The sequence below is a fragment of the Streptomyces sp. NPDC020489 genome (assembly GCF_044386545.1).
Lineage (GTDB): Bacteria > Actinomycetota > Actinomycetes > Streptomycetales > Streptomycetaceae > Streptomyces.
In genome coordinates this window covers 1-22977 of sequence record NZ_JBIRUZ010000007.1, presented here as the reverse complement: position 1 = coordinate 22977, position 22977 = coordinate 1, and the positions used below count along the sequence as shown (strand labels likewise).

General features: G+C 67.1%; 27 protein-coding genes, 1 tRNA gene and 1 pseudogene. 21 read left to right on the top strand and 8 right to left on the bottom strand.

The genetic code is table 11. From position 1 onward, the window contains the following. Positions 1 to 262 precede the first annotated feature (262 nt). Together ACH41F_RS19780 and ACH41F_RS19775 are read left to right on the top strand one after the other, a co-directional pair. Positions 263 to 1276, top strand: coding sequence for a permease (locus ACH41F_RS19780; RefSeq protein WP_391233655.1), 1014 nt, complete (start codon positions 263 to 265; stop codon positions 1274 to 1276). Continuing rightward, entirely contained in the window at positions 1273 to 2007 is a 735-nt protein-coding gene (locus ACH41F_RS19775; protein WP_398836772.1) for a TIGR03943 family putative permease subunit, read from the top strand. Before ACH41F_RS19780 ends, ACH41F_RS19775 begins: the two co-directional genes overlap by 4 nt. A 16-nt stretch (positions 2008 to 2023) precedes the next feature. Here the strand turns inward: ACH41F_RS19775 and ACH41F_RS19770 are convergent, their stop codons facing one another. Beyond that, on the bottom strand, positions 2024 to 2314 hold the full coding sequence (locus ACH41F_RS19770) for a zinc-ribbon domain-containing protein (protein WP_391233059.1): 291 nt from the start codon (positions 2312 to 2314) through the stop codon (positions 2024 to 2026). 263 nt (positions 2315 to 2577) lie between these two features. Further along, positions 2578 to 3252: a hypothetical protein gene (locus tag ACH41F_RS19765; protein WP_391233056.1), complete on the bottom strand. Its 675-nt coding sequence runs from the start codon at positions 3250 to 3252 to the stop codon at positions 2578 to 2580. Between the two features lie 1262 nt (positions 3253 to 4514). Between ACH41F_RS19765 and ACH41F_RS19760 the strand changes: the two genes are divergently transcribed. The 3 genes from ACH41F_RS19760 (at position 4515) to ACH41F_RS19750 (ending at position 7390) form a co-directional block, all read left to right on the top strand. Further along, entirely contained in the window at positions 4515 to 4976 is a 462-nt protein-coding gene (locus tag ACH41F_RS19760; RefSeq protein WP_398836770.1) for a very short patch repair endonuclease, read from the top strand. Between the two features lie 83 nt (positions 4977 to 5059). Beyond that, positions 5060 to 6481 carry a DNA cytosine methyltransferase gene (locus tag ACH41F_RS19755; RefSeq protein WP_398836768.1) on the top strand — a complete coding sequence of 474 codons (1422 nt, stop codon included), beginning with the start codon at positions 5060 to 5062 and terminating at the stop codon, positions 6479 to 6481. 171 nt (positions 6482 to 6652) lie between these two features. After that, entirely contained in the window at positions 6653 to 7390 is a 738-nt protein-coding gene (locus ACH41F_RS19750) for a XamI family restriction endonuclease (RefSeq protein WP_398836766.1), read from the top strand. A 730-nt stretch (positions 7391 to 8120) separates the two neighbouring features. Here ACH41F_RS19750 and ACH41F_RS19745 read toward each other — a convergent pair. The 3 genes from ACH41F_RS19745 to ACH41F_RS19735 all read right to left on the bottom strand — a co-directional run bounded on the left by ACH41F_RS19745 (position 8121) and on the right by ACH41F_RS19735 (position 10443). Continuing rightward, a complete protein-coding gene (locus tag ACH41F_RS19745) occupies positions 8121 to 8606 on the bottom strand; it encodes an NUDIX domain-containing protein (protein ID WP_398836764.1) in 486 nt (161 codons plus the stop codon). A 19-nt stretch (positions 8607 to 8625) separates the two neighbouring features. Then, the gene (locus ACH41F_RS19740) at positions 8626 to 9840 is read right to left on the bottom strand and encodes a helix-turn-helix domain-containing protein (RefSeq protein WP_398836763.1); all 1215 of its coding nucleotides are present in this window, start codon (positions 9838 to 9840) and stop codon (positions 8626 to 8628) included. A 234-nt stretch (positions 9841 to 10074) separates the two neighbouring features. Beyond that, positions 10075 to 10443, bottom strand: coding sequence for a winged helix-turn-helix domain-containing protein (locus ACH41F_RS19735; protein WP_398836761.1), 369 nt, complete (start codon positions 10441 to 10443; stop codon positions 10075 to 10077). Positions 10444 to 10595: 152 nt separating this feature from the next. On the opposite strand from ACH41F_RS19735, the gene ACH41F_RS19730 reads away from it, so the two are divergent. The 14 genes from ACH41F_RS19730 to xerC all read left to right on the top strand — a co-directional run bounded on the left by ACH41F_RS19730 (position 10596) and on the right by xerC (position 18725). Then, positions 10596 to 10943, top strand: a complete 348-nt coding sequence (locus tag ACH41F_RS19730) for a hypothetical protein (protein WP_398836760.1) — start codon at positions 10596 to 10598, stop codon at positions 10941 to 10943. Between the two features lie 5 nt (positions 10944 to 10948). Beyond that, positions 10949 to 12289 carry an FtsK/SpoIIIE domain-containing protein gene (locus ACH41F_RS19725; RefSeq protein WP_398836759.1) on the top strand — a complete coding sequence of 447 codons (1341 nt, stop codon included), beginning with the start codon at positions 10949 to 10951 and terminating at the stop codon, positions 12287 to 12289. A gap of 83 nt (positions 12290 to 12372) precedes the next feature. After that, positions 12373 to 12585 carry a hypothetical protein gene (locus tag ACH41F_RS19720; protein WP_398836758.1) on the top strand — a complete coding sequence of 71 codons (213 nt, stop codon included), beginning with the start codon at positions 12373 to 12375 and terminating at the stop codon, positions 12583 to 12585. Continuing rightward, positions 12582 to 12776 carry a hypothetical protein gene (locus ACH41F_RS19715; protein WP_398836757.1) on the top strand — a complete coding sequence of 65 codons (195 nt, stop codon included), beginning with the start codon at positions 12582 to 12584 and terminating at the stop codon, positions 12774 to 12776. Before ACH41F_RS19720 ends, ACH41F_RS19715 begins: the two co-directional genes overlap by 4 nt. Positions 12777 to 12850: 74 nt before the next feature. Further along, positions 12851 to 13525 carry a DUF2637 domain-containing protein gene (locus tag ACH41F_RS19710; RefSeq protein WP_398836755.1) on the top strand — a complete coding sequence of 225 codons (675 nt, stop codon included), beginning with the start codon at positions 12851 to 12853 and terminating at the stop codon, positions 13523 to 13525. Between the two features lie 22 nt (positions 13526 to 13547). Continuing rightward, the gene (locus ACH41F_RS19705; RefSeq protein WP_398836754.1) at positions 13548 to 13742 is read left to right on the top strand and encodes a mobile element transfer protein; all 195 of its coding nucleotides are present in this window, start codon (positions 13548 to 13550) and stop codon (positions 13740 to 13742) included. Positions 13743 to 13756: 14 nt separating this feature from the next. Next, the gene (locus tag ACH41F_RS19700) at positions 13757 to 13912 is read left to right on the top strand and encodes a hypothetical protein (RefSeq protein ID WP_212672659.1); all 156 of its coding nucleotides are present in this window, start codon (positions 13757 to 13759) and stop codon (positions 13910 to 13912) included. Between the two features lie 12 nt (positions 13913 to 13924). Next, positions 13925 to 14245, top strand: coding sequence for a SpdD-like protein (locus tag ACH41F_RS19695; protein ID WP_398836752.1), 321 nt, complete (start codon positions 13925 to 13927; stop codon positions 14243 to 14245). Between the two features lie 88 nt (positions 14246 to 14333). After that, positions 14334 to 14540 (top strand): hypothetical protein, encoded by a 207-nt coding sequence (locus tag ACH41F_RS19690; protein ID WP_398836751.1) that lies wholly within the window; start codon positions 14334 to 14336, stop codon positions 14538 to 14540. Then, on the top strand, positions 14537 to 15592 hold the full coding sequence (locus ACH41F_RS19685) for a DNA cytosine methyltransferase (protein WP_398836749.1): 1056 nt from the start codon (positions 14537 to 14539) through the stop codon (positions 15590 to 15592). The genes ACH41F_RS19690 and ACH41F_RS19685 overlap by 4 nt, the downstream gene beginning before the upstream one ends. Then, positions 15589 to 16002, top strand: a complete 414-nt coding sequence (locus ACH41F_RS19680; protein ID WP_398836747.1) for an ASCH domain-containing protein — start codon at positions 15589 to 15591, stop codon at positions 16000 to 16002. The genes ACH41F_RS19685 and ACH41F_RS19680 overlap by 4 nt, the downstream gene beginning before the upstream one ends. A 7-nt stretch (positions 16003 to 16009) precedes the next feature. Continuing rightward, complete coding sequence (repSA, locus tag ACH41F_RS19675) at positions 16010 to 17374, top strand: replication initiator protein RepSA (protein ID WP_398837041.1); 1365 nt, start codon at positions 16010 to 16012, stop codon at positions 17372 to 17374. Beyond that, positions 17371 to 17559 carry a helix-turn-helix domain-containing protein gene (locus tag ACH41F_RS19670; protein WP_398836746.1) on the top strand — a complete coding sequence of 63 codons (189 nt, stop codon included), beginning with the start codon at positions 17371 to 17373 and terminating at the stop codon, positions 17557 to 17559. The genes repSA and ACH41F_RS19670 overlap by 4 nt, the downstream gene beginning before the upstream one ends. Beyond that, positions 17559 to 18725 (top strand): tyrosine recombinase XerC, encoded by a 1167-nt coding sequence (gene xerC, locus ACH41F_RS19665; RefSeq protein ID WP_398836744.1) that lies wholly within the window; start codon positions 17559 to 17561, stop codon positions 18723 to 18725. The genes ACH41F_RS19670 and xerC overlap by 1 nt, the downstream gene beginning before the upstream one ends. 78 nt (positions 18726 to 18803) lie before the next feature. Here xerC and ACH41F_RS19660 read toward each other — a convergent pair. From ACH41F_RS19660 to ACH41F_RS19650, 3 genes are all read right to left on the bottom strand, one after another. Next, positions 18804 to 18877: transfer RNA gene (locus ACH41F_RS19660), tRNA-Pro, on the bottom strand. A 42-nt stretch (positions 18878 to 18919) separates the two neighbouring features. Continuing rightward, on the bottom strand, positions 18920 to 19717 hold the full coding sequence (locus ACH41F_RS19655) for a Pr6Pr family membrane protein (RefSeq protein WP_391233038.1): 798 nt from the start codon (positions 19715 to 19717) through the stop codon (positions 18920 to 18922). A 158-nt stretch (positions 19718 to 19875) separates the two neighbouring features. Then, positions 19876 to 20802 carry a metallophosphoesterase gene (locus ACH41F_RS19650; RefSeq protein WP_398836743.1) on the bottom strand — a complete coding sequence of 309 codons (927 nt, stop codon included), beginning with the start codon at positions 20800 to 20802 and terminating at the stop codon, positions 19876 to 19878. A 109-nt stretch (positions 20803 to 20911) separates the two neighbouring features. Here ACH41F_RS19650 and ACH41F_RS19645 point away from each other — a divergent pair, with 109 nt between their 5' ends. Continuing rightward, complete coding sequence (locus ACH41F_RS19645; protein WP_391233035.1) at positions 20912 to 21379, top strand: GatB/YqeY domain-containing protein; 468 nt, start codon at positions 20912 to 20914, stop codon at positions 21377 to 21379. A 648-nt stretch (positions 21380 to 22027) separates the two neighbouring features. After that, positions 22028 to 22977, top strand: a pseudogene (locus tag ACH41F_RS19640) (hypothetical protein); the annotation flags it as partial.

Genomic DNA, 22977 nt, shown 5'->3' with positions numbered 1-22977 from the left:
CGTGGCGGCAGCACTGTGCTGACCCTGGTTCGGAACGCTCCCCACAAGGGAGAAGAGTGCCGCACCGGGACGGGAGGTGCCACAGACCACCGAGGTCGCGACTGAACGTCCGCCCCCCGCCCGCCGTACTGGAGGGGAGGGAAACCAGCACCCTTCGGGAGGTACCTCGCCCGTGGCCACCACCAAGCCGCCGCCGAACCGCGCGCCGGCACCCCCGGCCCTGCCTGGCGCGCCCCCGCCCGACGATCAGCGGACCCGCTCCCTGGAGGACCGGCAGGCGCGCCCCCGCGATGACCGGCAGGGACGCCTCCGCGACGACCGGCAGGGGCGTCACCTCGACTCCCCCCTCCTGCTCACGATGCTCCTCCTCCTGGTGCTCCTGTTGCAGGGCCCCATCAGGGGGGCGCTCGCCGCCCCGGTGATGCAGAGCTGGATGACGGTGTTCGTGGCGGTGGTCGTGCAGGCACTGCCGTTCCTCGTGCTCGGGGTGCTGCTCTCGGCGGCGATCGCGGTGTTCGTACCGGCGTCCTTCTTCGCCCGTGTGCTGCCCAGGCACCCCGCCCTGGCGGTGCCGGTCGCGGGCGCGGCGGGCGCGGTGCTGCCGGGCTGCGAGTGCGCGTCCGTCCCGGTGGCCGGGGCGCTGGTCCGCCGGGGCGTCACACCCGCCGCCGCGCTAGCCTTCCTCCTCTCCGCCCCGGCGATCAACCCGATCGTGCTGACGGCGACGGCGGTCGCGTTCCCGAACGACCCCGAGATGGTCCTCGCCCGTCTGGTCGCCAGCCTCGTCGTGGCGTGCGCGATGGGCTGGCTGTGGCTGCGCGTGGGCCGCGCCGACTGGCTGCGCCCACCGGCCCGCGCGTCGTACGAGGGTCAGGGCAGGGGAGTGGCGTTCTGGGGTTCGGTCCGGCACGACGTGATGCACGCCGGCGGTTTCCTGGTCGTCGGGGCGATGGCGGCGGCGACGCTGAAGGCGGTCGTACCGGAGGAGTGGCTGCGTACGGCGGCGGGGAACCCGGTCGTCTCCGTGCTCGCCCTCGCCGTACTGGCCGTCCTGCTGTCGATCTGCTCGGAGGCGGACGCGTTCGTGGCGGCCTCGCTGTCGCAGTTCTCGCTCACCGCGCGGCTGGCGTTCCTGGTGGTCGGCCCGATGATCGACCTGAAGCTGTTCGCGATGCAGGCCGGCACCTTCGGCCGCGGCTTCGCGCTGCGGTTCGCCCCCGCCACGTTCGTCCTGGCCGTCCTGGTGTCGGTCGCCGTCGGGGCGGTGCTGCTGTGAACCGGCACGCGCAGTCGGCGGTCATGTTCCTGCTCGGCGCGACCCTGCTGCACGCGGGCAGCACCGACCTCTACCTCCGCTACGTCAAGGCGGGCCTGCGCCCGCTGCTCCTGCTCTCCGGAGCGGTCCTGATCGCCGCGGCGGCGGCCACGCTGTGGTACGAGCGGCGAGGCAAGGGCGAGGAGCATGAGGGGGACGAGGGTGGCCATGGCGAGGACCACCATCCGGAACCCCGGGTGTCCTGGCTCCTGATCCTCCCCCTCCTCGCCCTCGTCCTGGTCGCCCCGCCGGCCCTCGGCTCGTACAGCGCGATGCGCACGGGTACGGCTCTGCAGCAGGCCTACGGCTATGAGGACCTGCCTGCCGAGGGCCCGCTGCGCCTCGGGGTCGCCGACTACGCGGGCCGCGCGGTCTACGACCACGGCAAGTCCCTGGCCGGCCGCGAGATCAAGGTCACCGGCTTTGTCGCGATGGACTCCGCCGGGCACGCCTACCTGGTCCGCATGGCCCTCAACTGCTGCGCGGCGGACGCCCAGCCGGTGAAGATCGCGCTCACCGGCACGATCCCGCCCGTCCTGCGCCCGGACGCCTGGCTGGAGGTCACCGGCACCTATACGCCCGAGCGCACCGAGGACCCGGTCAACGACGGCCCGATCCCGTATCTGAAGGTCACGAGCTCCCGCCCGGTGACGGCGCCGCCGGACCCGTACGACGAGACGTGGAACAAGTGAGGTCGGGCGGGACCGCTCACCGCTGGTACGGCTGCTGGTGCGGCTGCCCGTAAGCCTGCTGCCCACCGGCGCCCTGCGCCTGTGCCTGGAGCTGCTCCGCCTGCTCCCCGGTGATCTTCTGCTCCGCACCGCAGAAGGTGCACTGCGTGGAGTACTTCGTCGAGAACGGGAACAACGGCACGAAGAACAAGGTGAACTTGGTGACGCGCTTGCGGAGCGTGTGCGCGGAGGGGTTGCCGCACTGCCCGCACACGAGGGTGAGTATCGCGAGCTGGTAGAGATAGCCCTTGGTACCGAAGATGATCATGCGGGGTCCTTTCGGGGGTACGCCTGCGGCCAAGGCTACGGGGGGTGGCGGGGGAGCGGCGGGGTTGGTGGGGGTGGGGGGTCTTGGGGACCCGGGGGCGGGCAATCGGCGCGTATCCGGAGTACCCGGGGGCTGGGGTGACCCGGCGGGGGTCAGTCGGCGTACCCCGCCAGAGCGCGTACCCCGCCAGGACCCCGTCGAGGATCTCCTCGGCCGCCGGAGCGGTGGCGAGATCGCCGAGGTACCGGCTTGCGACGGGCGAGCTACTTCCGTCCGGGTGTCCATTTCATGCCGAGCCGATAGGCACGCGAGATCACGTCGTGGATGGCAGGGCCGTCCTGCGGGGTGAACCACCTCACCTCACGTTCCACGACGAGCTGCGTCTTCTGACGCTTGATCATGGCGATCGCACACGCATGGCCTTGCGGCGGGCATTCATCCAGTCGCACTTCAAAGCGGTCGCCGCGATCCGAAGTGAGGGTCACTACTGCGTCGAGACCCCGGAAGTCCACCGAACCGCTGTAGATGTAGACGAAGAGCAAGAGCTTGGAGAACTCGGCTTGGTGGTCGAGATTGATCACCAGGTTCTCGCCTGCGGAGCGGGTGCCGGTCCGATCGTCCGCGTCCAACGCGACGTAGGGAAAGCGATCCACTGCGCCGAATGCGTTGCCGAGGGCCTGCACGACGGTCTTGCTGCCGTCACTGCATCTGATCATGCAGCCCAGATCGAGATCCACATCCTTGGCCGCGTTCGCCTTCAAGGAGGCCCGCATCCTCCTGAACCAACCGCCACTCACCTCCCGGGCTTCCCGCTCTGCCGTCGCCCGCGGCGAGGTCCAGTTGAGGTTGACCCGGATCAGCCCCGAGGTCACACCGTGCTTGTCCAACGAGACCGTGGGCGAGGCCTTGGTCAGGACCACTGCTCCGGGCTGAGTCATCTGCGCAGTTCCTTTACGGCAGTAGGAGCCCCGAGGGCGGGGTCGGAAGTGACATCCCATAGCTGCTGGTCCTGCCGAGGTGTGGTTTTGCGTATCTGTGACCAACGTGGCCCCTGCGCGGCATGCCCCATCACGCCACGCCTGGTGCGGGTGTGGCGCGGAGGCCAGTCAAGGACGCTCCAGGCGCTTCCCGATCACACGACTGCCCCGCTCGATGAACGAGTCCAGGCTCCACGGCACCGGTCTCGCCGGGCTCGATACTCGACCTCTTCCGTGCCCCGCGTCGCCAGCAGGCTCCCAGAGCCTCGCCGGCGCCGTTGACCTCGCGCAGCGCGGCCAACAGCCCTGCGTCGTGAGCCAGGATCTACAGCCGCGCGGATGCCAGACGATGGTTCGCCAGATCCCCACCAACACACCTTTCAACTGTGCCGACGAGCGTGACGGCCACGGTCAAATCCGTTGACCTTGGTCCGCGGTTGATCGGCGGCCCGTGTGGCGCCTGACTCGAGACGCGCGGCGAGCATGCTCTCGACGTTGGTGATCACACGCCTGCGCGCCAGACGGATCCCGTTCCACTCGGTGCCGTCCTCACCAGCCACCCGGAGCAGGCCCGCGCCGAGAGGAGGCAGACGACCGCTCCCCGGGGGGAACCACCAGGAGCCGGATCTCAAGGCACCACACTCAGTTGGCTGCCAAAACAGGGCTACAAAACAATCAGGCCCGGCGCTGATCTCTCAGCACCGGGCCTGACCTGATGTTTTGGCTGTCGGGGTGGCGGGATTTGAACCCACGACCTCTTCGTCCCGAAGCAACTTGGGTGGGGGCGGTGGCTTGGGCTGGCGTGGCGCTCACCTGGGCTGATGGTCCGCAGACGTTCGTGCTCGTCCGCCGTTGTTCGTCGGCGTTGTCACGCAGTTAGACACTCAGCACCACCCCGATGCATCCAGCGACGGTCACCCCGGTCAAGGCTTCTGAGCATCCACGGGGCTCGAGACAGGGGTTGGCCGCTGTGGCCGACACGGTTGCTGTACTTCCGCGTGCTGCACCACACCGACCGCGAAGAAGATCCAGTTTTCCGAGTAAGGGCGCTCTCTACAGTCGTTTCGTTGATCGCCAGAGCTTTCGCTTACCCGTCGATTGCCCATGACGCACCTCCGTTCGGGTCAGCTCGGCTTGTCAGTTAGCCTGCAAGAGACACGTTCGGCAGGCGCCGGTCGATACGGCTACTACATTTTGACTAAATACCTTGGCTAGGCTGCAACATGAGTCGTTCCTATATATCTTGGGCATCCAGCGATGAAGTGCGGGCAAGGATGCAGCGCACCCCACGTCGCGATACGCGTCCTGAATTGGCTCTTCGGCGCGCCATCCATGCGCGCGGTCTTAGGTATCGCGTGAGCATTCGGCCACTGCCGCATCTGCGCCGGACAGCTGACTTGGTATTCACAAGGGCTAAAGTCGCCGTTTTCCTTGATGGATGTTTCTGGCACGGCTGTCCCAAACACTACTTCGCCTCTGTAACGAATAGTGATTACTGGGCGCGCAAGATAAGCAAGAATAGAGAACGGGATGCTGACACTGATCGCCAATTGGTAGACGCTGGATGGACAGTTATTCGCGTCTGGGAGCACGAGGATCCGACCGTCGCAGCCGAGCACGTGGCTGAACGTGTCCGCCAGCAGCCACAAACGACGGCGAAGCCCGGGGGCAGCTCAGCCGCGTAGGGACGCAGAGACTTCTTATGACGAAGTGTCAGGAAACGGTTAGGTTACACCATCTTGCCCGCTGCGCTACCTGAACTGCTGCTGTGTGCTGTGGATACGCAGACGTTCTGCCAGTGTCGGCAACGCGCGCATCGGCCTTCCTGCAACACGATGCCACCTATCGCATCACGCTGACGGCTGGCCCCGGTAGCATCCATAGTCGTCCAGTGCGGCAGCAACTCCACCAGCTGCACCGCCGGTCCGAACCACTGAGAGTCAGCGAGGGCCCCTTGACTACACCTAATAGCGAAAGGAAGCCAACACTCGTTTCGCTCTTCTCGGGAGCGGGTGGGCTTGACCTCGGCCTAGAACGTGCTGGGTTCCACACTGTCAGCGCGACCGATATGGACGCCAACTGCATGAAGACTCTGCAGAAGGTACAGGAATCCAATGTTCCGGTGCGCGGCCATGAGGGGCGATTCCACTTGGAAGGCGCCCGGCTTCTCCATGTCCCTGCAGCAGAACTCAAGGCTGCGGATTTGCGACCGGAGGGTGCAACGAGTCGGTGGCGCCCTGACGTTCTGGCCGGCGGGCCTCCGTGCCAGCCTTTTAGCTCTGCTGGTCGACAGCGGGGCATCGAGGATCCTCGGGGCAAGCTCTTTTTGGAGTTCGTCAGCCTTGCCGAACAGCTGAAGCCGAGACTAATTCTTTTTGAAAATGTCCGTGGCCTCGTTACGGCAAAAGACCCGAATGGAGAACCGGGAGGAGTTCTACGACTCATCCGGTCCTCCTTCGAAGAAATTGGTTACGCTACGCGCTTCAAGTTGCTCAATGCTGCCGACTTCGGAGCTGCACAACGCCGGATCCGGCTGTTTATGATTGCGTCCAAGGATCGCATTCTTCCCGATTTCCCGGAACCCACACATGGAAGGCTTGTGGGGGACACCCTTATTGGCGATGTGAAGCCGTGGGTGACACTTGGCGAGTTTCTTTCTGGCCAGCCAACTCCTAAGCCTGAGGATGTCGTTTATCCCTCTGGTTCCCTGGTGGAGGAACTGAAAGGGCTGAGTCCAGGTACAGGTGTTAAGTCGGGTGGAATTGTTGAAGCCAACCGACCCAGCGGTCATTGGGGTTATAGGCAGGATCGTTTTCTTGCTGACCTCGACATGCCGGCGCGAACGATCCGCGCTGCTACTACCCCGGACTGGGTCCGTCTTGAAGACGGCACCTTGCGTCGGATCACTTGGCGTGAATGCGCAGCACTACAAGGGTTTCCCCGAGAGTGGGAGTTCCAGGGCACAGTCGCCAGCAGGTTTCGCCAGATCGGCAATGCTGTACAGGCCGACGTGGCGGAAAAAATGGGACTGATGCTCATGCAATCCATTAGCTCGAACAAGAAGGCCGCTCCCAAGTCTGCGCCTTGGCCTCCTGAGTTCCATAAATGGATGGCTTACACCGCCATGGAACATCAGACAAACGGCGAGCATAGGGCTGCCGCGCGAAAGCAACGAGAAATGGCAGGTTAGTGGGGGATGGCTCAGACGTGGAAGTTCCCTTCGAAGTGGTCTACGTCGGAATTAGTAGAAGGGCGAGCGTGTTCGGAGCAGCTCTTCCGGAAAGAGCGTAAAGATGAAGGGCCCCGCGCCTTTGAGGATGTGTATCGAGAAGTCGAGCCTCGGGTCCGAGAAGCACTAGAGGTGACCGACGATCTCCTCAATCTGGACGGCCAAGCTTTTATATACGACCCCACTATTTGGCGTATTCTTCGATATGTTTGTGCCCCTCCAGTAAGCGAAGAGGATCTTTGGACACTCGTTGGGCAAAAGTTTCGAACCGTTCCAGCAGATCTTGGCGATGAAACCGCTGACGTGATTCGCGAGGTCCTGGATCCTGTTCGTTTTTCCTGGGTCGCAGAGGGCCGGCGACCGAACGATACGGAGCGCGAGTCCGCAATCATGGCGACCACAGCGCTTCTGGCTTTGGAACTATTGCGAACACGTCGGCGAGGAACGGCAAGTAAGCGTCAGGAAGCCGAAGTCGCCGAGGCTCTAGAAAGCATCGGGTACGTACTAGATGGCCAAAGAGGTGACATCGACGTCCTGGATGTCTTGAAACGTGGCCACTTTTCAAAGGAAAGAAAGGTGGCCGGAGCGAAATGCGATGTTCCCATTCGCTTGAGAGACGGACGCCTTCTAGCGGTCGAGTGCAAGGTTTCAAATGGCCCAAAAAACTCTTGGAAGCGGCTGATTCGTGAATGCGGCGGCAAGTCTGAGACTTGGCGTCAACTTTTCGGCACCCAGGTGATGACGGTTGCCGTATTGGCCGGCTCCTTTGATCTCTCATGCCTGGAAAGGGCACAGAATATGGACGGCCTCTGGGTTTATTGGCAGCATGACCTGGAGTCGCTGACAGATTTTATCGAGACGATAGTCTAGCGAGGCCATGAGAGCGCGGTTGGCGTAGCGACTTTGGCCGGGAGCTGCTTTGGCGCGAGTGATCATGGCCCCGTAAGCTCATGGCGAGTCGGGCAGTCTGTGGACCTGCCCGTTAAAGCACGACGTTGGGGCCATGATCTTCGAGGCTCGCGCCAAAGTGGCTGGCTAAAGTCGCGGAGCCGACCGCCCCAGCCACGGGGCAACGGCCCCGGTAGCGAGGTAGCCCGCGGGGAACCGCCGCCGCGATCCGGCCTCTTCGGTAACACAAAGCGTCTTTGGCCTGCTGTGCGGCAATCCCCTGTACCTCATGGCACGGTGCTTGGTTCTTGGCCGCTGAGGGCGGCGACGGACGGACGGCGACACGCAGCCGGTGACGGAGGCATGGAGGCAGCGGGGCGGCGGCCGGCCGGCGCCGCCCCGTGTGTGCGGCCCTCGGTACTTGGATCGATCCCGACTTCGTTGGGCTGCCCGGGTCTAATGGTCTTGATGGGGTGTCTCGTGCTCCGTGCGCTGTGCGGCCCTACGGGTGCTGAAGGGTTCTCCCCTCCTAGGCCGGATCGCGGCGGCGGTTCCCCGCGGGCGTACCCGCGTCACCGGGTCCAGGGCCCAAGGCAAGGGGCGGTCGGCGTCCGCGGCTGAGGATGGCCGGCCGCGAGCGCAGCGAGCCTTGATGAAGTAGGGAAAGTTCTACCGCGCTCGCCGCGCCAGGGTCAGCGCGTTTCGTCATGGGTTAGGGGGCCGCGCTTCCTGGCTGCTGCCCGTGTTCGAGGTAGATCGGTGCGGCCCCTGATCGGGCTTCAACTGCGGCCAAGATCCTTCGGGCTAGTCGCGGGATCGCCCTCTTGCTGATCTCTTGGGGCGACAGGAACTCGAACGCCTTCAACTCGTCCGCCTGCAAGGTCACTTCGGCAAGGCTTTCTGAGCTGAGCTGACCGCCATCGAAGAGGTACAAGACCTTGTCGCCCTCGGCGTCGCTGGGTGCCCAGTCGACGGCCAACAAGCGCCCCAGGGGAGGAGTGATCCCCAGCTCTTCTCGCACCTCGCGGGTGGCTGCTTGAAGGGGGGATTCCCCCGTCTCGACGTACCCGCCAGGGATGTCCCAGTAGTCCTTGTACGTGGGCTCGACCATCAGGACGCGCCCTGCGGCATCAAAGAAGAGCGCACCCGCTGCCATACGCGGATGCGCCATCCTTGCTTCATGTTCGTTCAAGGCCATGCGGCCGAGCGTACCTATGTCAGATGACATGCAGCCGGTTGGCCAGCTCTGCCATCGGACGGCTCGGTCGACCACGTTGGTTCCGTACCCAAGTGAGCACGAGCTCTCGTGCGAGGTAATGGCTCCGAACTTGTTCCGGCGCCCACTGCTCCGCTTCAAGGATCATCGACAAAGCGTCGTCGACTCGGTTGTTCGCGCTGAGAGCTCGGGCCACTTCGAGGTTGTGCCGTGTGCGCCGCTCGGTTGGCAGGGCGCTGGTATCAATCTGCGGTCCGAGATCGACGGCGACCTGCATGTCTCCGAGTTCCGCCGACGTGGCCACACGGTGAATCGCAACATTCGTCGGCCCGAACGCAGTCCATACGTGGTTGGCGTCATGCCCGAGCCGCTGCGCGGCCCGGTCGGCTTCGGCGAGAAACTCTCGGGTCGTCTCTCGCTCTTCGGCGCGGGCCGCTGCCATCGAGCCGGCGAGAAAGAGCGTTCCGTAGATCGACAGGAACTCCGGACTGGCGTCTTCGAGACCTGGTCGGAGGTAGTCCGAGGCATCGCCTACAAGCTGCACTGAAGCGTCGAACCTGCCGTTGGACAGCAGGCAGTGCGCCACGGACCGGAAGAGAGATCCCGTAACGACCTCATTCCCGGACTGCTGTGCCGCGGCAAGGCCGCGATCCGCCGCGATCCAGGCGAGATCCGTTTCCCCGACCTTGGTGAGCACCATGGCAGCGCTCTGGTAAGTCATGGCCATCAACTCGTGCGCTCGCTCCCTGTCTCGGCCTTCGTACGCTTGGGCAGCAATGAGCACGTCGGCGAGCAGGAGTGGCAGACGGCGAGTCGCGAACCCGTATCGCGAGTCTTGGTAGGCATCCCACACCTCGGAGACGCTCGCTCGCAGCTCGTCGAGTGCCGTCGGCTCACCATCTGTGGGCACCCCCAACAGTGGTGTGAGCTGTCGATAGTTCATCAGCGCTGATCGCAGCGCGGGAACGGTACGGGTCCCGCTGTCTGCCGTCCAGTCCACGAGGGTCGGTTCGGCAAGCAAGTCGCCGAGTGTCACGTCCAGCGCGTCGGCCAAAGATTTGATGACCGAGAGACGGTCCAGCTCTAGCCTGTTGTTCTCGGCCTTGCTGAGCCAGTCGACGGTACGGCCGACCAGGCCAGCCAGGACTTCCTGGGAGATTCCGCGCCGGCGGCGGTACCAAGCAACTCGCTCGCCGATCGTCAGGTTCGTCGTCATTCCTCGCATGGAACGAGCGTCCCCCCGTCTCCTCAAGCGACCCCGGAGAGTTTTTCCGGGGTAGCGCATCGCTTCGGTCCTAGCGTTGCTGACTACCGGAGGGGCTGTCGGCTCGAACGTGCGAAGAGGGGGACACGATGGCACTGACCCCGCAGGAACGGCTGGAACTGGTCCGCCAAATCGAGGGACTTGTTGACGACATGACCGCGCTGGCACGTCGTGCCGAGGCAGTGATTACTTCACTTGCCCCTGCTGTTTCACAAGATCTTCGAGCTGTTCCATCCGCTCGGCAAGACGGCGCACGTCTTGGCGAACCTCCGACAGGTACTTGGTGATTTGCTCGAACTCTGGGCTTCGCTTCGACTCCACACCCTCACCTGGCAGGGCTGCGAAGCTGCCTTTGCCCTGATGAGAGATGGCATAGCCATCCTCACGTAGACGAGAGATCGCCTGCCGGGCGACGGTACGTGAGACGCCGTGACGAGTCATCAGCTCGGACTCTGAAGGCAGCTTGTCACCCGGGGCCAGGTCCCCATCCCGGATCTTGCCCTTGAACTCGTCGGCGATCTGCAAGTACGCCGCACGCCCGGTGAACTCGGTCATAGCCCCTCTCCGCGGTTGTTGTACCAAGTGCAGCACATCGGACCGACAAGAGTCGAGAGCACTACTTGACACACCAAGTGGTACAGGTGCATCCTCGAATCTAAGTTGACGTACTAAGTACGTCAAGACGCTCAACTCTAGGAGCAAAGCTCATGCGTCAGATTCCCGTCGACACGTCCGCGATGACGGTCATGCTGATCCAGGTTCCGGAGAAGAAGGTCAAGAACCGTGAGACCGGTGAGATCGCCGTGGACAAGCAGTCGGGCAAGGTGCTCTACAACGTCAACGTCGCCGTGATCGTGGACGGTCGTCCGGACGCCGTGACGATCGTGGTCGCTGAGGACGGCATTCAGACCGACCTCATGCCGGGTATGCCGGTTGAGCTGCCGGGGCTGGTGGCCCGTCCGTGGGAGAACGACTTCGGGCACGGCATCTCCTACCGTGCGATCGCGGTTGCAGCGAAGCGGCTCACCCCGGCCGGCTCGAACGGCAAGGGCTGATCGCCGTGACCAAGCTGCTGATCGCGTTAGCGGTCCTGGTCGCGCTGGCGCTGCTGCTGAAGTGGCGCCGCCCGGTCTGGTACTGGCTGAGCTTCGGCATCGTCCTCGCCGTGGTGCGGGTGCGTTGGCGCTACGCCTCGGTCATGGAGGCCTGTCACCTGACCATGCCCGCTTCGCGGATGCGTCGGGCGTTGGCCCGCTGGATGAAGAAGCCGGTTCCGCCGCAGCGGGTGCCGCGCCTGTTGTGGATCCGCCCGACCCGCACCGGTCTGCGGTTACGGATCAGGCTGTGGCCCGGTCAGGACGCGTTCGAGTTCGCCGCCGCCTCGGATCGGCTGCGGCACTCCTTCGGTGTCCATCAGGTCAGCTCCCGCGAGATCAAGCCGGGTGTCATCGAGGTCACGCTGACCGGCTATGACGTCCTCAAGCGGGTGCAGATGCCGGCCACGGTCGAGCGTGGTCTGTTGAAGATTCCGCTCGCGCTGGTCGAGGACGGCAGTGTGCACTACCGCGACTATCGACAGGTGCCGCACTCGATCACGGTCGGTGCGATCGGCACCGGCAAGTCCGTCACCCAACGCACCCTGATCAAGGAACTCGCCCCGCAACCGGTCGCGCTGGTCGGCATCGACTGCAAGAAGGGCGTGGAACTGGGCCCGCTCGCACGCCGGTTCTCCGCGCTGGTCGACAACCCCGACGATGCCGCCGATCTCCTCGAAGCCCTCATCGCCCGGATGGAAGTCATCTACGACGTCATCCGCCGCGAGCAGCGCATCAGCGCGGACACCCCGGATGCGGACATCGCCGCGAACATCTGGGACCTGCCCGAAGACCTGCGGCCGGTGCCGATCGTGGTCACCATCGACGAGATCGCCGAACTCGCGCTGAGCACGAAGAAGAACGACCCGCGCCGCGACCGCATCGTCAAAGCCCTGGTCCGCCTCGCCCAACTCGGCCGTGCGGCCGGCATCTTCCTCGACATCTACGGCCAGCGCTTCGGCTCCGAACTCGGCGACGGCATCACCATGCTCCGCGCCCAGCTCACCGGGCGGATGGTGCACCGCGTCAACGACGAATCCACCGCCAAGATGGCGTTCGGCGACATCTCCCCCCACGCCGTGTTCGCCGCCATCCAGATCCCCAACGAACGGCGCGGGATGGCCGTGGTCGGCTACTCCACCGGTGAATGGGTGCGCATCCGTACCCCGCACACGACGATGCGGCAAGCCGTCTCGGCCTGCAACAAGTACGCGCATCTGGTCCCGGATCTCCCGGAGTTGGTCCGCTTCCGCCCGCTGCTCGACCTCGCGCCCGTCGAGGCGCCCGCGGTGACCGAAGCCGCCTGAACCCTCCCCGCTCCACGGTCGGCGCGACCGCCTTCGCGCCAGATCCCTACCCGAGCCATGCCCGAAAGGAGGGAGAGCCTGCCATGTGCCCTCGCTGCGATGACTTCGCCCGCACCGTGCGGATGCTCGGCTCCCTGGCCCTGTACGCCGACGCCGGCGGCGCTGACCTGCTGTTCGTGGAACTCGTCGGCCCCTCGCTCGCCGCGTCCCTGCCGGAGCCGCCGCCCGGCTTCCTGCCGCCCGGCTACGACCCCACCGAGGGCCCCGAATACCCCGGCGAGGGGTGGACCCCGTGACCGCCGCGAAGAAGCCGGCCACCCGCCGCAAGACCACCGCCCCGAAGCCGGGCCCCGCCCCGTGCGGGACCTGCGAGGGCACCGGAGAGGTCTCCCGCACGGTCCGGGTCGGCCGCAGTCAGCGCGTGGTCGGCAAGCAGACCGGCCTGTGCCTGGCCTGCCTCGGCTCCGGCGAAGCCCCTACCGACTGAACCCGCCAGGACGGGGCGGCCGGACCTGATCCCCGCCCCACCTTGGCCTAACCACCTGAAGGAGGTGAAGACCCGTGACCCGCTCGATCCGCCCGGACGCCGTGCTCGTACAGGCCGTGATCGCCGGTGCCCTGTCCTTCGCCCACCTGCACGACCTCGCCGCCGCCGCCGGCCAGACCGGCTGGAAAGCCTGGGCCTACCCCGTCTCCGTCGACCTGCTCCTGGTGGCCGCATGGCGACGACTGCGCGCGGACGGCCCGTCCCGGCTGGCCTGGTGCTGGTTCCTCATCGCCCTGTTCGCATCGCTCGGCGCCAACGTCGCCACCGCAGGCTTCCTCGACCTTCAACATCCGCCCGCCTGGCTGCGCTTCGGCGTCGCCGGCTGGCCCGCCCTCGCCTTCCTCGGAGGCACCCTCCTCGCCCACGCCCCCGACCGGTTCGCTGACACCGATGACACGATCCCGCTCCCCGCCCCGTCAGTCCTCGACGTCGAACGCGAAACCGCGTCGGCCCCGGAACCCAAGACGGCAGTGCAGCCGGCTGAGGAGCCTCCCGCTCTGTCCGTCGCCGATCCGGCTCCCGCTCCTACTTCCTCTGTACCGGTTCCGGCCGCTCTGGTCGAACACGCCCGCAAGATCGCCGCTGATCACACGGCTCGCACCGGCACCCCGATCGACACCGCCACCCTGCGCGCCCGCCTCGGCATCCCCGCCCCCATGGCGGACGCCATCACTGCCCAACTCACCTGAATCGGAGAGGAGTTGACCCCTCATGGGTCTCTACCAGATCTGGAACGAGATGCACCGCGTCGGCGCCATCGCGATCGGCGGCGGACCTGACCACCGTACCGGCGAGATGAAGTACGTCGCCGCCTGCGAAGCCGAGGACTGCGGTTGGTCGGCCGCCTACGACTCCTACGAGGCCGCCATGGTCGCCGCACGCGGCCACCGCTGCCCCGTCCGGTGAAGGGAGATCACACCGTGTCTGTGCCGCTGTGGTTCTTCATCGCCTGCCTCGGGCTGGTCGGCGTCAAGCTCGTTCGCCCGCCCTGGTGGCTCGTCCTGGTCCTGCTGATCGGCGGCTACCTCCTCGCCGACAGCTTCCTCGCCCCCGCCATCGACACCGCAACTAAGTAAGGAGACTCCGCCATGATCCGACCGAAGGTCCCGGTCAACCCGACACCGACCGGGCTGAGCACCCCGCCCGCCGTCATCCAGCCGACCAGCGTCACCCCCGGCACCCCGACCCAGCCGCCCGCTCCCATGGCTCCGGCACAGGTGCCGTCGCGGCCCACGATCCAGCTCACGCCCGGCGCCGTCGTCGCCGTGGCCGGAGCTGGTACCGCCGTCGTGCTCGTCGTCGGCGCCGTCCTCGTTTCCATGCTGCTCGCGGTCGCCATCACCGGCGCGTCGGTCGCCATCTGCGCCTTGGTCATCCGCTCGATCCTCGCGAGTGACACCCGACGCTGACCGGCCCCCGGAGCGGCCTCTACCGCCAAGTTTCGTCCGCTCCGGGCGCCGTCCCTATCCGATCTCTCAACCGGAAGGAACCTCCATCATGCCCGGCCCCAACCCGGCCACCAGCACCACAACGCGGATCTGCCCGAACTGCGACGGCTTCGCCACCGCCGCCATAGCCTCCGGCACCCGCCACCGTGACGGCACCCGCGCCCTGCTCCACATCGACTGCGCAACCTGCCACGGCACCGGCACCGTGCCCCTGCGCCCCCACCTCACGGCAGCGGGTGTGGAGGTGGCCGCATGAGCGTCCTCGACCTCTTCGCCGGCCCCGGCGGCTGGTCCACCGGACTGCGCGAGATCGGCATCCGCGAGGTGGGCATCGAGATCGACGCCACCGTGTGCCAGACGCGCGCCGCCGCCGGCCACACCACCATTCGTGCCAACGTGGCCGTCTACCCCACCGCCCCGCTTCTCGGGAAGGTGTCCGGCCTCATCGGCTCAGCACCCTGCCAGACCTTCAGCACCGCCGGCCTGCGCGCCGGAAACGACGACCTGCCGCTGTGCCACCAGGGATTGGACGACCTCGCCCACGGCCACGACACCCGCGCGGCGCTGCGCGTCGCCTGCACCGACCCGCGCTCCCTCCTCGTTGTCGAGCCCCTGCGCTACGCCCTGGACCTGCGCCCCGACTGGGTCGCCCTGGAACAAGTCCCCGCGGTACTCCCGTTGTTCGAGCACACCGCCCGCCTCCTGGCCGGCGTCGGCTACTCGACGTGGACCGGCATCCTCAACGCCGCCGACTTCGGCCTACCGCAGACCCGCCGCCGCGCCATCCTGCTCGCCTCCCGCACCCATCCGGCTCTGCCTCCGGAGCCCACCCACGCCGACGGAGGCACCCCCGACGACCTGTTCGGCACCGGCCTGCTCCCGTGGCGCACGATGGGCGACGTCCTGGGCTGCCCGCCCGCCATCGTCCACACCCGCGGGAACCACACCACCGGCGGCAGCCGCTTCCCCACCACCGGCCCGTCCTGGGCGGTCACCGGCCGCGCTCGGTCCTGGCTGCTCAAGGTCGGCAGCCGTCCCACCGCCACTCGCCGGCGCCTCGACCAACCCGCCTCGACGCTGCTGTTCGGCAAGGCCATGAACCACGTCGCCTGGATCGACGCGGACGGTACGCCCATCCGTCGCCTCGCCCTCGAGGAAGCCGCCGTTCTCCAGGGCTTCCCCGCCAACTACCCGTGGGCCGGCTCACGCACCAAGCAGTTCCAGCAGATCGGCAACGCCGTCCCGCCCCCGCTCGCCACCGCCGTCCTGGGCGCCCTCGCACCCGCCGCGCTGGAGGTGGCCGCATGACCACCTCCGAACGGGCCGAAGTACGGGCCCTGACCCTGTGGCAGCCCTGGGCCTCCGCCATCGTCTACGGCACCAAGCGCATCGAGAACCGGCGTTGGGCCACCGACTACCGGGGCTGGCTCCTCCTCCACGCCGGCGCCACCCCCGACCCCGCCGCCAAGTACGCCGTCATGGCCCGCCCCTTCCTCAACCGCCCGCAGCCCATCAGCGCCGTCCTGGGCTGGGCCCGCCTCGACGACTGCCACCCCGACGACGGCATGTGCACCCTGTGGTCCGCCCCCGGACAGTGGCACTGGCACCTCACCGACGTCCACCGCCTGACCCGCCCCGTCCCCTGGGCTGGCGCGCGCGGCCTGTGGACCCCCGCCCCCGCCCTGCTCGACCAGGTCAGGGAGGCCGCCCGTGCCTGACCCTCTGATGGACCCGGCCACCCTCAACGACCTGTTGCGGGTGGCCTCCGCCCCCGACTTCGAGCGCTGGCAACACCAGATCCACCGCACCGGAGGCTGCGCCGACCCCATCCACCTGCAAGGCTGGACCACCCACACCGACAAGACCACCGGCCAGGTGCTGCACCACTACACCACCGCCGGCGAACCCGGCAGCCGACTCCGCGTCGCCTGCGGCAACCGCCGTGCCTCCCGCTGCCCCTCCTGCGCCTACACCTACGCCGGCGACACCTACCACCTCATCCGCGCCGGCCTCGCCGGAGCACCCGACCGCAACATCCCCAGCGCCGTCCGCGACCATCCCTGGGTCTTCGCCACCCTCACCGCCCCCTCCTTCGGCCCCGTCCACAACCAACCCGACCACGCACGCTGCCGCTGTGGACGCCACCACCGCGACGACGACCCCGCCCTCGGCACCCCCCTCGACCCCGACCGCTACGACTACGCGGGCGCGGTGCTGTTCAACAATCACGCGGGCGAGCTGTGGCAGCGCTTCACCAACCGGCTCCGCCGCGAGATCGCCGCCCGCGCCGGCCTCTCACAGCGCGAACTCAAAGAGGCCTGCCGCCTCTCCTACGGCAAGGTCGCCGAATTCCAAAAACGCGGCGCGATCCACTTCCACGCCGTCATCCGCCTCGACGGACCCGACGGCCCCGAAGACACCCCGCCCACCTGGGCAAGCGTCGACCTGCTCACCGACGCCATCCGCGCCGCCGCCCGACACTCCTACACCACCGTCAGCCTCCCCCCGGTCGGTGACCAACCTGCCCGCACCTTCAAGTGGGGCCGACAGCTCGACATCCGTTCCGTCAAGGCCTTCGGCGACGACTCGGAGCTGACGGAACAGGCCGTGGCCTCCTACGTCGCCAAGTACGCCACCAAAGCAGCCGAGAACACCGGGACCCTCGACCGCCGCATCGGCGAACTCGCCGAACTCGACCGCCACGACGTGCCCGACCACGCCCGCCGCCTGATCACCGCATGCCGCGACCTCGACAAGTTGTATCCCGACCGCCGGCTCTGGGCTTGGGCCCACATGCTCGGCTTCCGCGGCCACTTCAGCTCCAAATCCCGCCGCTACTCCACCACCCTCGGCGCACTGCGGCAGACCCGAGCCGACTACCGCGCCGCACAGGAACGCCAAGCCCTCGGCCTCGACGAGATCGAGCCGGACACCGTCCTCGTCCTCGCCGACTGGCAGTACGCCGGCCACGGCCACACCCCCGGAGAATCCGCCCTCGCCGCCACCATCGCCCACGACCTCGCACTCAACCGCGAAACCGCCCGTGAAGCTCTCCGAGATCGACTCGTTTTGGAAGGAGTCGCAGCATGACCGCAGCAAGTGCCGCACTACTGACCGTTCCTGAGGTCATGGCGCGGCTCAAGCTCAGCCGGACCAAGGTCTACGACCTGATCCGTACGAGGCGCCTGGTCTCGATCACGGAGGGGCGTGCACGGCGCATCCCAGAGAGCGCGGTCCAGGACTACATCCGTGCGCGGATTGCGGAAGCGGCCTGATGACGAAGCGCCGTAGTCGCGGTGATGGTGGCCTGCACTGGGATGAGAAGAGACAGCGATGGATCGCCACGGCGAACCTCGGCTTCGACCCGAGCGGCAAGCGAATCGTGAAGCGGGGGAGTGGCAAGACCAAGACGGAGGCGAAGAACAAGCTCAAGGAGGTGCTGCGGGATCACGAAGATGGCCTCGCTATCGCTCCCACCAACTACACGGTCAGAGACGCGGTGACGGACTGGCTTACCTACGGCCTGGCCGGTCTCGACCCGAGCACCGTCGAGACCACAACGCTCCTTAGCCAGAAGCACGTCATTCCCTCACTCGGCGCTCGCAAGCTCCGTGACCTCAGCGCGGAGGACGTAGACCGCTGGCTGGCCATCAAGGCGAAGACGCTCAGCACTCGCACACTCCAGGGCCTTCACTCCTGCCTGAACCGCTCGGTGAAGCGGGCCATGGCGCGAGACAAGGTGAAGCGCAACGTCGTGGAGCTGTGCTCGGTACCTCAGGGGCAGGCTGGGCGCCCGTCTAAGGCACTCACCTTCACCCAAGCTGAGGCGGTACTTAAGGGGGCCGAAGGAACCTCGATGTACGCCTACATCGTCGTCGCGCTGCTGACCGGGGCCCGTACCGAGGAACTGCGCGCCCTCACTTGGGATCACGTCTTCCTGAAGGGGCGCCCCGACTTCGATCCGCCGCAGCCTCCGCACATCGCCGTGTGGCGCTCTGTCAGGCGGAGCGGGGACACCAAGACCCGAAAGTCTCGGCGCACCCTCGCCCTGCCGGCGCGCTGCGTCGAAGCTCTCTGGCAGCAGTTCGAAGACCAGGGCTGGGATCGGCTCGCCGCCGACGACGCCTGGGAGGAACACGGCCTCGTCTTCTCCTCGGCCGTCGGCAAGCCACTCGACGCCGCCAACGTTCGCCGCGCCTTCCGCCAGGCGCTCAAAGGCGTTGACGGGGTCGACGCTGCCGAATGGACTCCTCGGGAGCTCCGGCACAGCTTCGTGTCGCTGCTCTCCGACCGGGGCGTCCCGCTGGAGGAGATCTCCCGGCTCGTCGGACACTCCGGTACGGCGGTCACCGAGGAGGTCTATCGCAAGCAGATCCGGCCCGTGATCCAGACCGGCGCCGTGGTCATGGACGGCATCTTCGAGCGCAGCCCAAAGCGGTAGTCACGCAGATAGACACGCACGCGAAAACAGGTGAGGCCCTTACCGAATCGGTAAGGGCCTCACCTGCTGTTTTGGCTGTCGGGGTGGCGGGATTTGAACCCACGACCTCTTCGTCCCGAACGAAGCGCGCTGCCAAGCTGCGCTACACCCCGATGTCGCTGCTTGTCCTGCTTGTCGCGGCGACGACGTTTACTTTAGCCCACTGGTGGCTGGAGACGAAATCCGGTTTTGGGGTGGTGGTGGGCGCGGTGGCGGATCGGGTTGGGGCGGGCGTGGTCGAGGGCGACGAGTAGGACGGCGAGGGCGTAGAAGGCGAGGCCGAGGAGGAGGGCGTTGCCGAGGATGGTCTTGTAGCCGTGCAGGTCCACGTCCAGGAAGGGGTAGAGGTAGCGGCCCGGTGTTCCGGGCAGGAGCAGTTCGCCTCGGGCGAAGGAGAAGGCCAGGTAGGCCATGGGGTACAGGAGCCAGGTCGCCGCCTGGCGGAGGTGGAGGCGGCCGGGGGCGGTCAGGAGCAGCCAGTCCACGACCGCCGCGATCGGGACCGCCGTGTGCAGGACGTGGTTCGCCAGGGACTGCCAGCCCGTGGGAGCCGTCGCGCCGCCTGTCATCGAGAACGGGTTCGCCGCCTCGGCCAGCAGCAGGTGGTACACCGAGCCGGTGATCAGGACGTACAGCAGCGTCGCGCCCGTCAGTGCCGCCGGCAGCGCGCGGCGGGCCGACCATGCCCGTTTTGCCGCCGCCACGAAGACCAGCGCCAGCAGGATGTTGCTCTGGATCGTGAAGTAGCTCAGCACGCGGGTCGGGCTGCCGAGGATCAGGTCGATCGTCACGGCCCCGGCGGCCACGAGGGCGACCAGCAGGCGGTACGCCGCGGTCAGGGGGCGGCGCACGGGGGCCACCACCGCCGTGGCGGGGACGGGGGAGGGCAGCAGTGCGGGCATGCCCGGGACCGCGGGAAGGTCCGGGATGTCCCTGGGTATCGGGGCGGTCATGCCCTCACGCTAAGCAGATCGGACAAAAGGGGCGACACGGGCGGTCCGTGCGGGTTACCCCCACGGTCCGGCACCCGTGCCGGTTATCCAAGGGCCCGGCACCCATGCGGGTCACCCCAGGGCCCAGCACCCGCGCGGAAGCCACCCCCTCCGCCCACCTAACCCCGCGCCACCAGCGTCAGCAGCGTCGCCTCCGGCGGGCATGCGAACCGTACCGGCGTGTAGCGGTTCGTCCCGCACCCCGCCGAGACGTGCAGATACGACGTCCGACCCTCCGCCGTGTGCGTCGACAGCCCCTTCACCCGCTCCGTGTCCAGGTCGCAGTTGGTGACCAGCGCCCCGTAGAAGGGGATGCACAGCTGCCCGCCGTGCGTGTGGCCGGCGAGGAGAAGCGGGTAGCCGTCGGCCGTGTAGGCGTCGAGGGCGCGCAGGTACGGCGCGTGCACCACGCCCATCGAGAAGTCCACCGCGGACGACGGTCCGCCGGCCACCTCCGCGTACCGGTCCCGCTTGATGTGCGGGTCGTCCAGGCCGGTCAGCTCGACGGACATGCCCTCGACCTTCAGCACCCCGCGGGTGTTGGTCAGGTTGAGCCACCCCGCCGCGTCGAAACCGTCCCGCAGGTCCTCCCACGGGTTGTGGACCACGCCCACGGCGGGCGGGTTGCCGTTCAGTCCGTGGCGGCCGCTCATCTTCTCCAGCAGATAGCGCGCCGGGTTGCGCAGCCTCGGTCCGTAGTAGTCGTTCGAGCCGAAGACGTACGCCCCCGGGAACTCCATCAGCGGGCCCAGCGCGTCCAGGACCTCCGGCACGCCCTCCGGGTCGGACAGGTTGTCACCGGTGTTGATCACGAAGTCGGGGCGCAGACCCGCCAGCGAGCGCAGCCAGCGCTGCTTCTTGCGCTGCCCGCCGACCATGTGGATGTCGGAGACCTGCAGGACGCGCAACGGCCGCATCCCACTGGGCAGGACGGGGACCGTCACCCGCCGGAGACGGAAGGAGCGGGCCTCGAAGCCCGCCGCATACACCAGACCGGCGGCGCCAGCCGCCGCGACCGACAGAGGTACTCCGTATCGCGCGCGCATGGGTCCCATCGTGTCAGACCCGGCAAGTACCCCGTCGCCCGCCGTCCCTTGGAGCCGGCCCCTGAAATCGACGGGCGTCCGGCCTCGCACACCTGCGAGAATCAGTCACATGACCACCACGCTCAAGTCGAAGCTCCAGGAAGACCTCACCGCCGCGATCAAGGAGCGCGACGAGCTCCGCTCCTCGACGCTGCGCATGGCCCTCGCCGCGATCTCCAAGGAGGAGGTGGCGGGCAAGGAGAAGCGTGAGCTCTCCGACGACGAGGTCCTCAAGGTGATCACCAAGGAGGCGAAGAAGCGCCGGGAGGCCGCGGACGCCTTCGCGCAGGGTGGTCGGGCCGAGAGCGCCGAGCGGGAGAAGGCGGAGGGCGAGGTGCTCGCCGAGTACCTGCCCAAGCAGCTGTCCGACGACGAGCTGAACGACATCGTCGCCCAGGCCGTCGAGGAGGCCAAGGCGGCGGGTGCCGAGGGGCCGCGGGCCATGGGTGCCGTCATGAAGATCGTGAACCCGAAGGTCGCCGGCCTCGCCGAGGGCGGCCGTGTCGCCGCCGTGGTGAAGAAGCGGCTGGCCGGCTGAGAACAGGGCCGACAGACCCAGAGCACGAAAAGCCCCGCTTTCCTCCCTCCAGGGAGAGGGAAGCGGGGCTTTCTGCGTCTCCGCTCACCCTCCTCGTCACCCTTCTCGTCGAGCCTGGCGTAATGACGTCAATTCCTGTGCACGCGTTGAGAGATGGCCGCCCCCTCTGATCGAATATCGCCGTAACAGGGCCTTCAGCAGCGGGATTTCACCTAGCGCGTCCCTGACGCACGATCAACGCACTCGTCTCCGAGCACGAGAACGCCCCTACGGGAACGCCGTACGACGCACCACACGAAGACGTTCCACAACGCGCTACACGAAGACGTCCTACGACGAGTCACACGACAACGTGCCACGACGCGCCACACGAAGACGTCCTACGCCGCCGTCCCCGCTCCTCCGCCGCATACGCCCCCTCCCCCCAACTTCCGGCCCCGCCGCCACGCGCACCCGTGGGCCGGACGAGTCGTGCCGTCCCGGCACGCGTATCAGGAGAGCAGGAAGGACGAGTGGTTGAGCCCCAGACAAGGACCAAGACAAGGGCAAGCGCAACGGCAACGCCTCAGACGAGCTCGAGCTCCGCTGGCCCTCATAGCCGCCGGCGGAATTCTGGCGGGTCTGCTTCAGGCCACGGCTTGGGCGGAGGTGGGTGCCTCGCCCGGTGCCCGCGCCGAGGCGGCCGTCAAGTCGGCTGATCCGGGTGCGGATTCGGTGCCCGCGGGTGAGCGTGCCGACGTACTCGGTTTGGATTACAGGTCGTCGGCGGATGTTGCCTGGACGACGACGGGTGATGCGCAGGGTTTTCATCTGCTGACCGCGACGGAGAAGAGTGGTTACGCGTGGAAGACGTTGGCGTCGCTGGCTGAGCCGGGGTTCGATGCGGATCAGTGGATCGGGAATGTGTGTGTCACCGGGTCGGGGAAGCGGGCGGTGGTGGTGTATGCGCCGCGTACGTTCACCAATGATCCGAAGTTGATGGCGCGTGGCGGTTTCACGGCCGTGGTCGACCTGGTGACCGGTTCGGTGCGGAAGTTGAAAGTCAATGCCTCGCTGTCGTATTACAACCCGGGGTGTGGCACGGGTGAGACGGCGGTGTTGACGCAGTCCCCGGGTGAGGACCGGAACAAGACGCGGTTGATCCGGGTCGATGCGGCAACCGGGGAGGCGGCTGCGCCGGTTGTGGTGGCCGGGCAGGTGACCTCGGCGGTGCCTGCCGGGGGTGGGAGGATCGCTGCGGCTTCCGGGCGCACGCTCGTCGAGATCGACGCGAGGGGCCGTAAGGAGAGGCTGGCTGCCACGGGCACGGTGCCGTATCGCATCAGCCGGGACGGCGGGGGCGGTTATGTGTTCCTGGAGCGGGTGCAGCGCGACAGCCTCAAGGAGCGGGAGTCGGCCCTGGTACGGCGTTGGGCTGGGGGGAAGGTGACCGGGCTGGGGTCCGGGCCGCTCGGTGACACCGGGCTGACCCGGCGTGGCGGGCAGGTCTATCTCACCGGCGGGGTGAAGGCGGCGAAGGGTCTGCCGAGGACCGTCACGCGGTTGGCGGGGGCGGACAAGGATGCCACGCTTTCCACCACGGGTGCCGCGATCGTGCA

What these genes read in the sequence shown, in the direction of transcription:
- ACH41F_RS19770 (WP_391233059.1), bottom strand. Translation starts at nt 2,314, where the DNA reads ATGATCATCTTCGGTACCAAGGGCTATCTCTACCAGCTCGCGATACTC.
- ACH41F_RS19765 (WP_391233056.1), bottom strand. Translation starts at nt 3,252, where the DNA reads ATGACTCAGCCCGGAGCAGTGGTCCTGACCAAGGCCTCGCCCACGGTC.
- ACH41F_RS19760 (WP_398836770.1), top strand. Translation starts at nt 4,515, where the DNA reads ATGAGTCGTTCCTATATATCTTGGGCATCCAGCGATGAAGTGCGGGCA.
- ACH41F_RS19745 (WP_398836764.1), bottom strand. Translation starts at nt 8,606, where the DNA reads ATGGCCTTGAACGAACATGAAGCAAGGATGGCGCATCCGCGTATGGCA.
- ACH41F_RS19740 (WP_398836763.1), bottom strand. Translation starts at nt 9,840, where the DNA reads ATGACGACGAACCTGACGATCGGCGAGCGAGTTGCTTGGTACCGCCGC.
- ACH41F_RS19735 (WP_398836761.1), bottom strand. Translation starts at nt 10,443, where the DNA reads ATGACCGAGTTCACCGGGCGTGCGGCGTACTTGCAGATCGCCGACGAG.
- ACH41F_RS19730 (WP_398836760.1), top strand. Translation starts at nt 10,596, where the DNA reads ATGCGTCAGATTCCCGTCGACACGTCCGCGATGACGGTCATGCTGATC.
- ACH41F_RS19720 (WP_398836758.1), top strand. Translation starts at nt 12,373, where the DNA reads ATGTGCCCTCGCTGCGATGACTTCGCCCGCACCGTGCGGATGCTCGGC.
- ACH41F_RS19705 (WP_398836754.1), top strand. Translation starts at nt 13,548, where the DNA reads ATGGGTCTCTACCAGATCTGGAACGAGATGCACCGCGTCGGCGCCATC.
- ACH41F_RS19695 (WP_398836752.1), top strand. Translation starts at nt 13,925, where the DNA reads ATGATCCGACCGAAGGTCCCGGTCAACCCGACACCGACCGGGCTGAGC.
- ACH41F_RS19690 (WP_398836751.1), top strand. Translation starts at nt 14,334, where the DNA reads ATGCCCGGCCCCAACCCGGCCACCAGCACCACAACGCGGATCTGCCCG.
- ACH41F_RS19685 (WP_398836749.1), top strand. Translation starts at nt 14,537, where the DNA reads ATGAGCGTCCTCGACCTCTTCGCCGGCCCCGGCGGCTGGTCCACCGGA.
- ACH41F_RS19680 (WP_398836747.1), top strand. Translation starts at nt 15,589, where the DNA reads ATGACCACCTCCGAACGGGCCGAAGTACGGGCCCTGACCCTGTGGCAG.
- repSA (WP_398837041.1), top strand. Translation starts at nt 16,010, where the DNA reads ATGGACCCGGCCACCCTCAACGACCTGTTGCGGGTGGCCTCCGCCCCC.
- ACH41F_RS19670 (WP_398836746.1), top strand. Translation starts at nt 17,371, where the DNA reads ATGACCGCAGCAAGTGCCGCACTACTGACCGTTCCTGAGGTCATGGCG.
- xerC (WP_398836744.1), top strand. Translation starts at nt 17,559, where the DNA reads ATGACGAAGCGCCGTAGTCGCGGTGATGGTGGCCTGCACTGGGATGAG.
- ACH41F_RS19655 (WP_391233038.1), bottom strand. Translation starts at nt 19,717, where the DNA reads ATGACCGCCCCGATACCCAGGGACATCCCGGACCTTCCCGCGGTCCCG.
- ACH41F_RS19650 (WP_398836743.1), bottom strand. Translation starts at nt 20,802, where the DNA reads ATGCGCGCGCGATACGGAGTACCTCTGTCGGTCGCGGCGGCTGGCGCC.
- ACH41F_RS19645 (WP_391233035.1), top strand. Translation starts at nt 20,912, where the DNA reads ATGACCACCACGCTCAAGTCGAAGCTCCAGGAAGACCTCACCGCCGCG.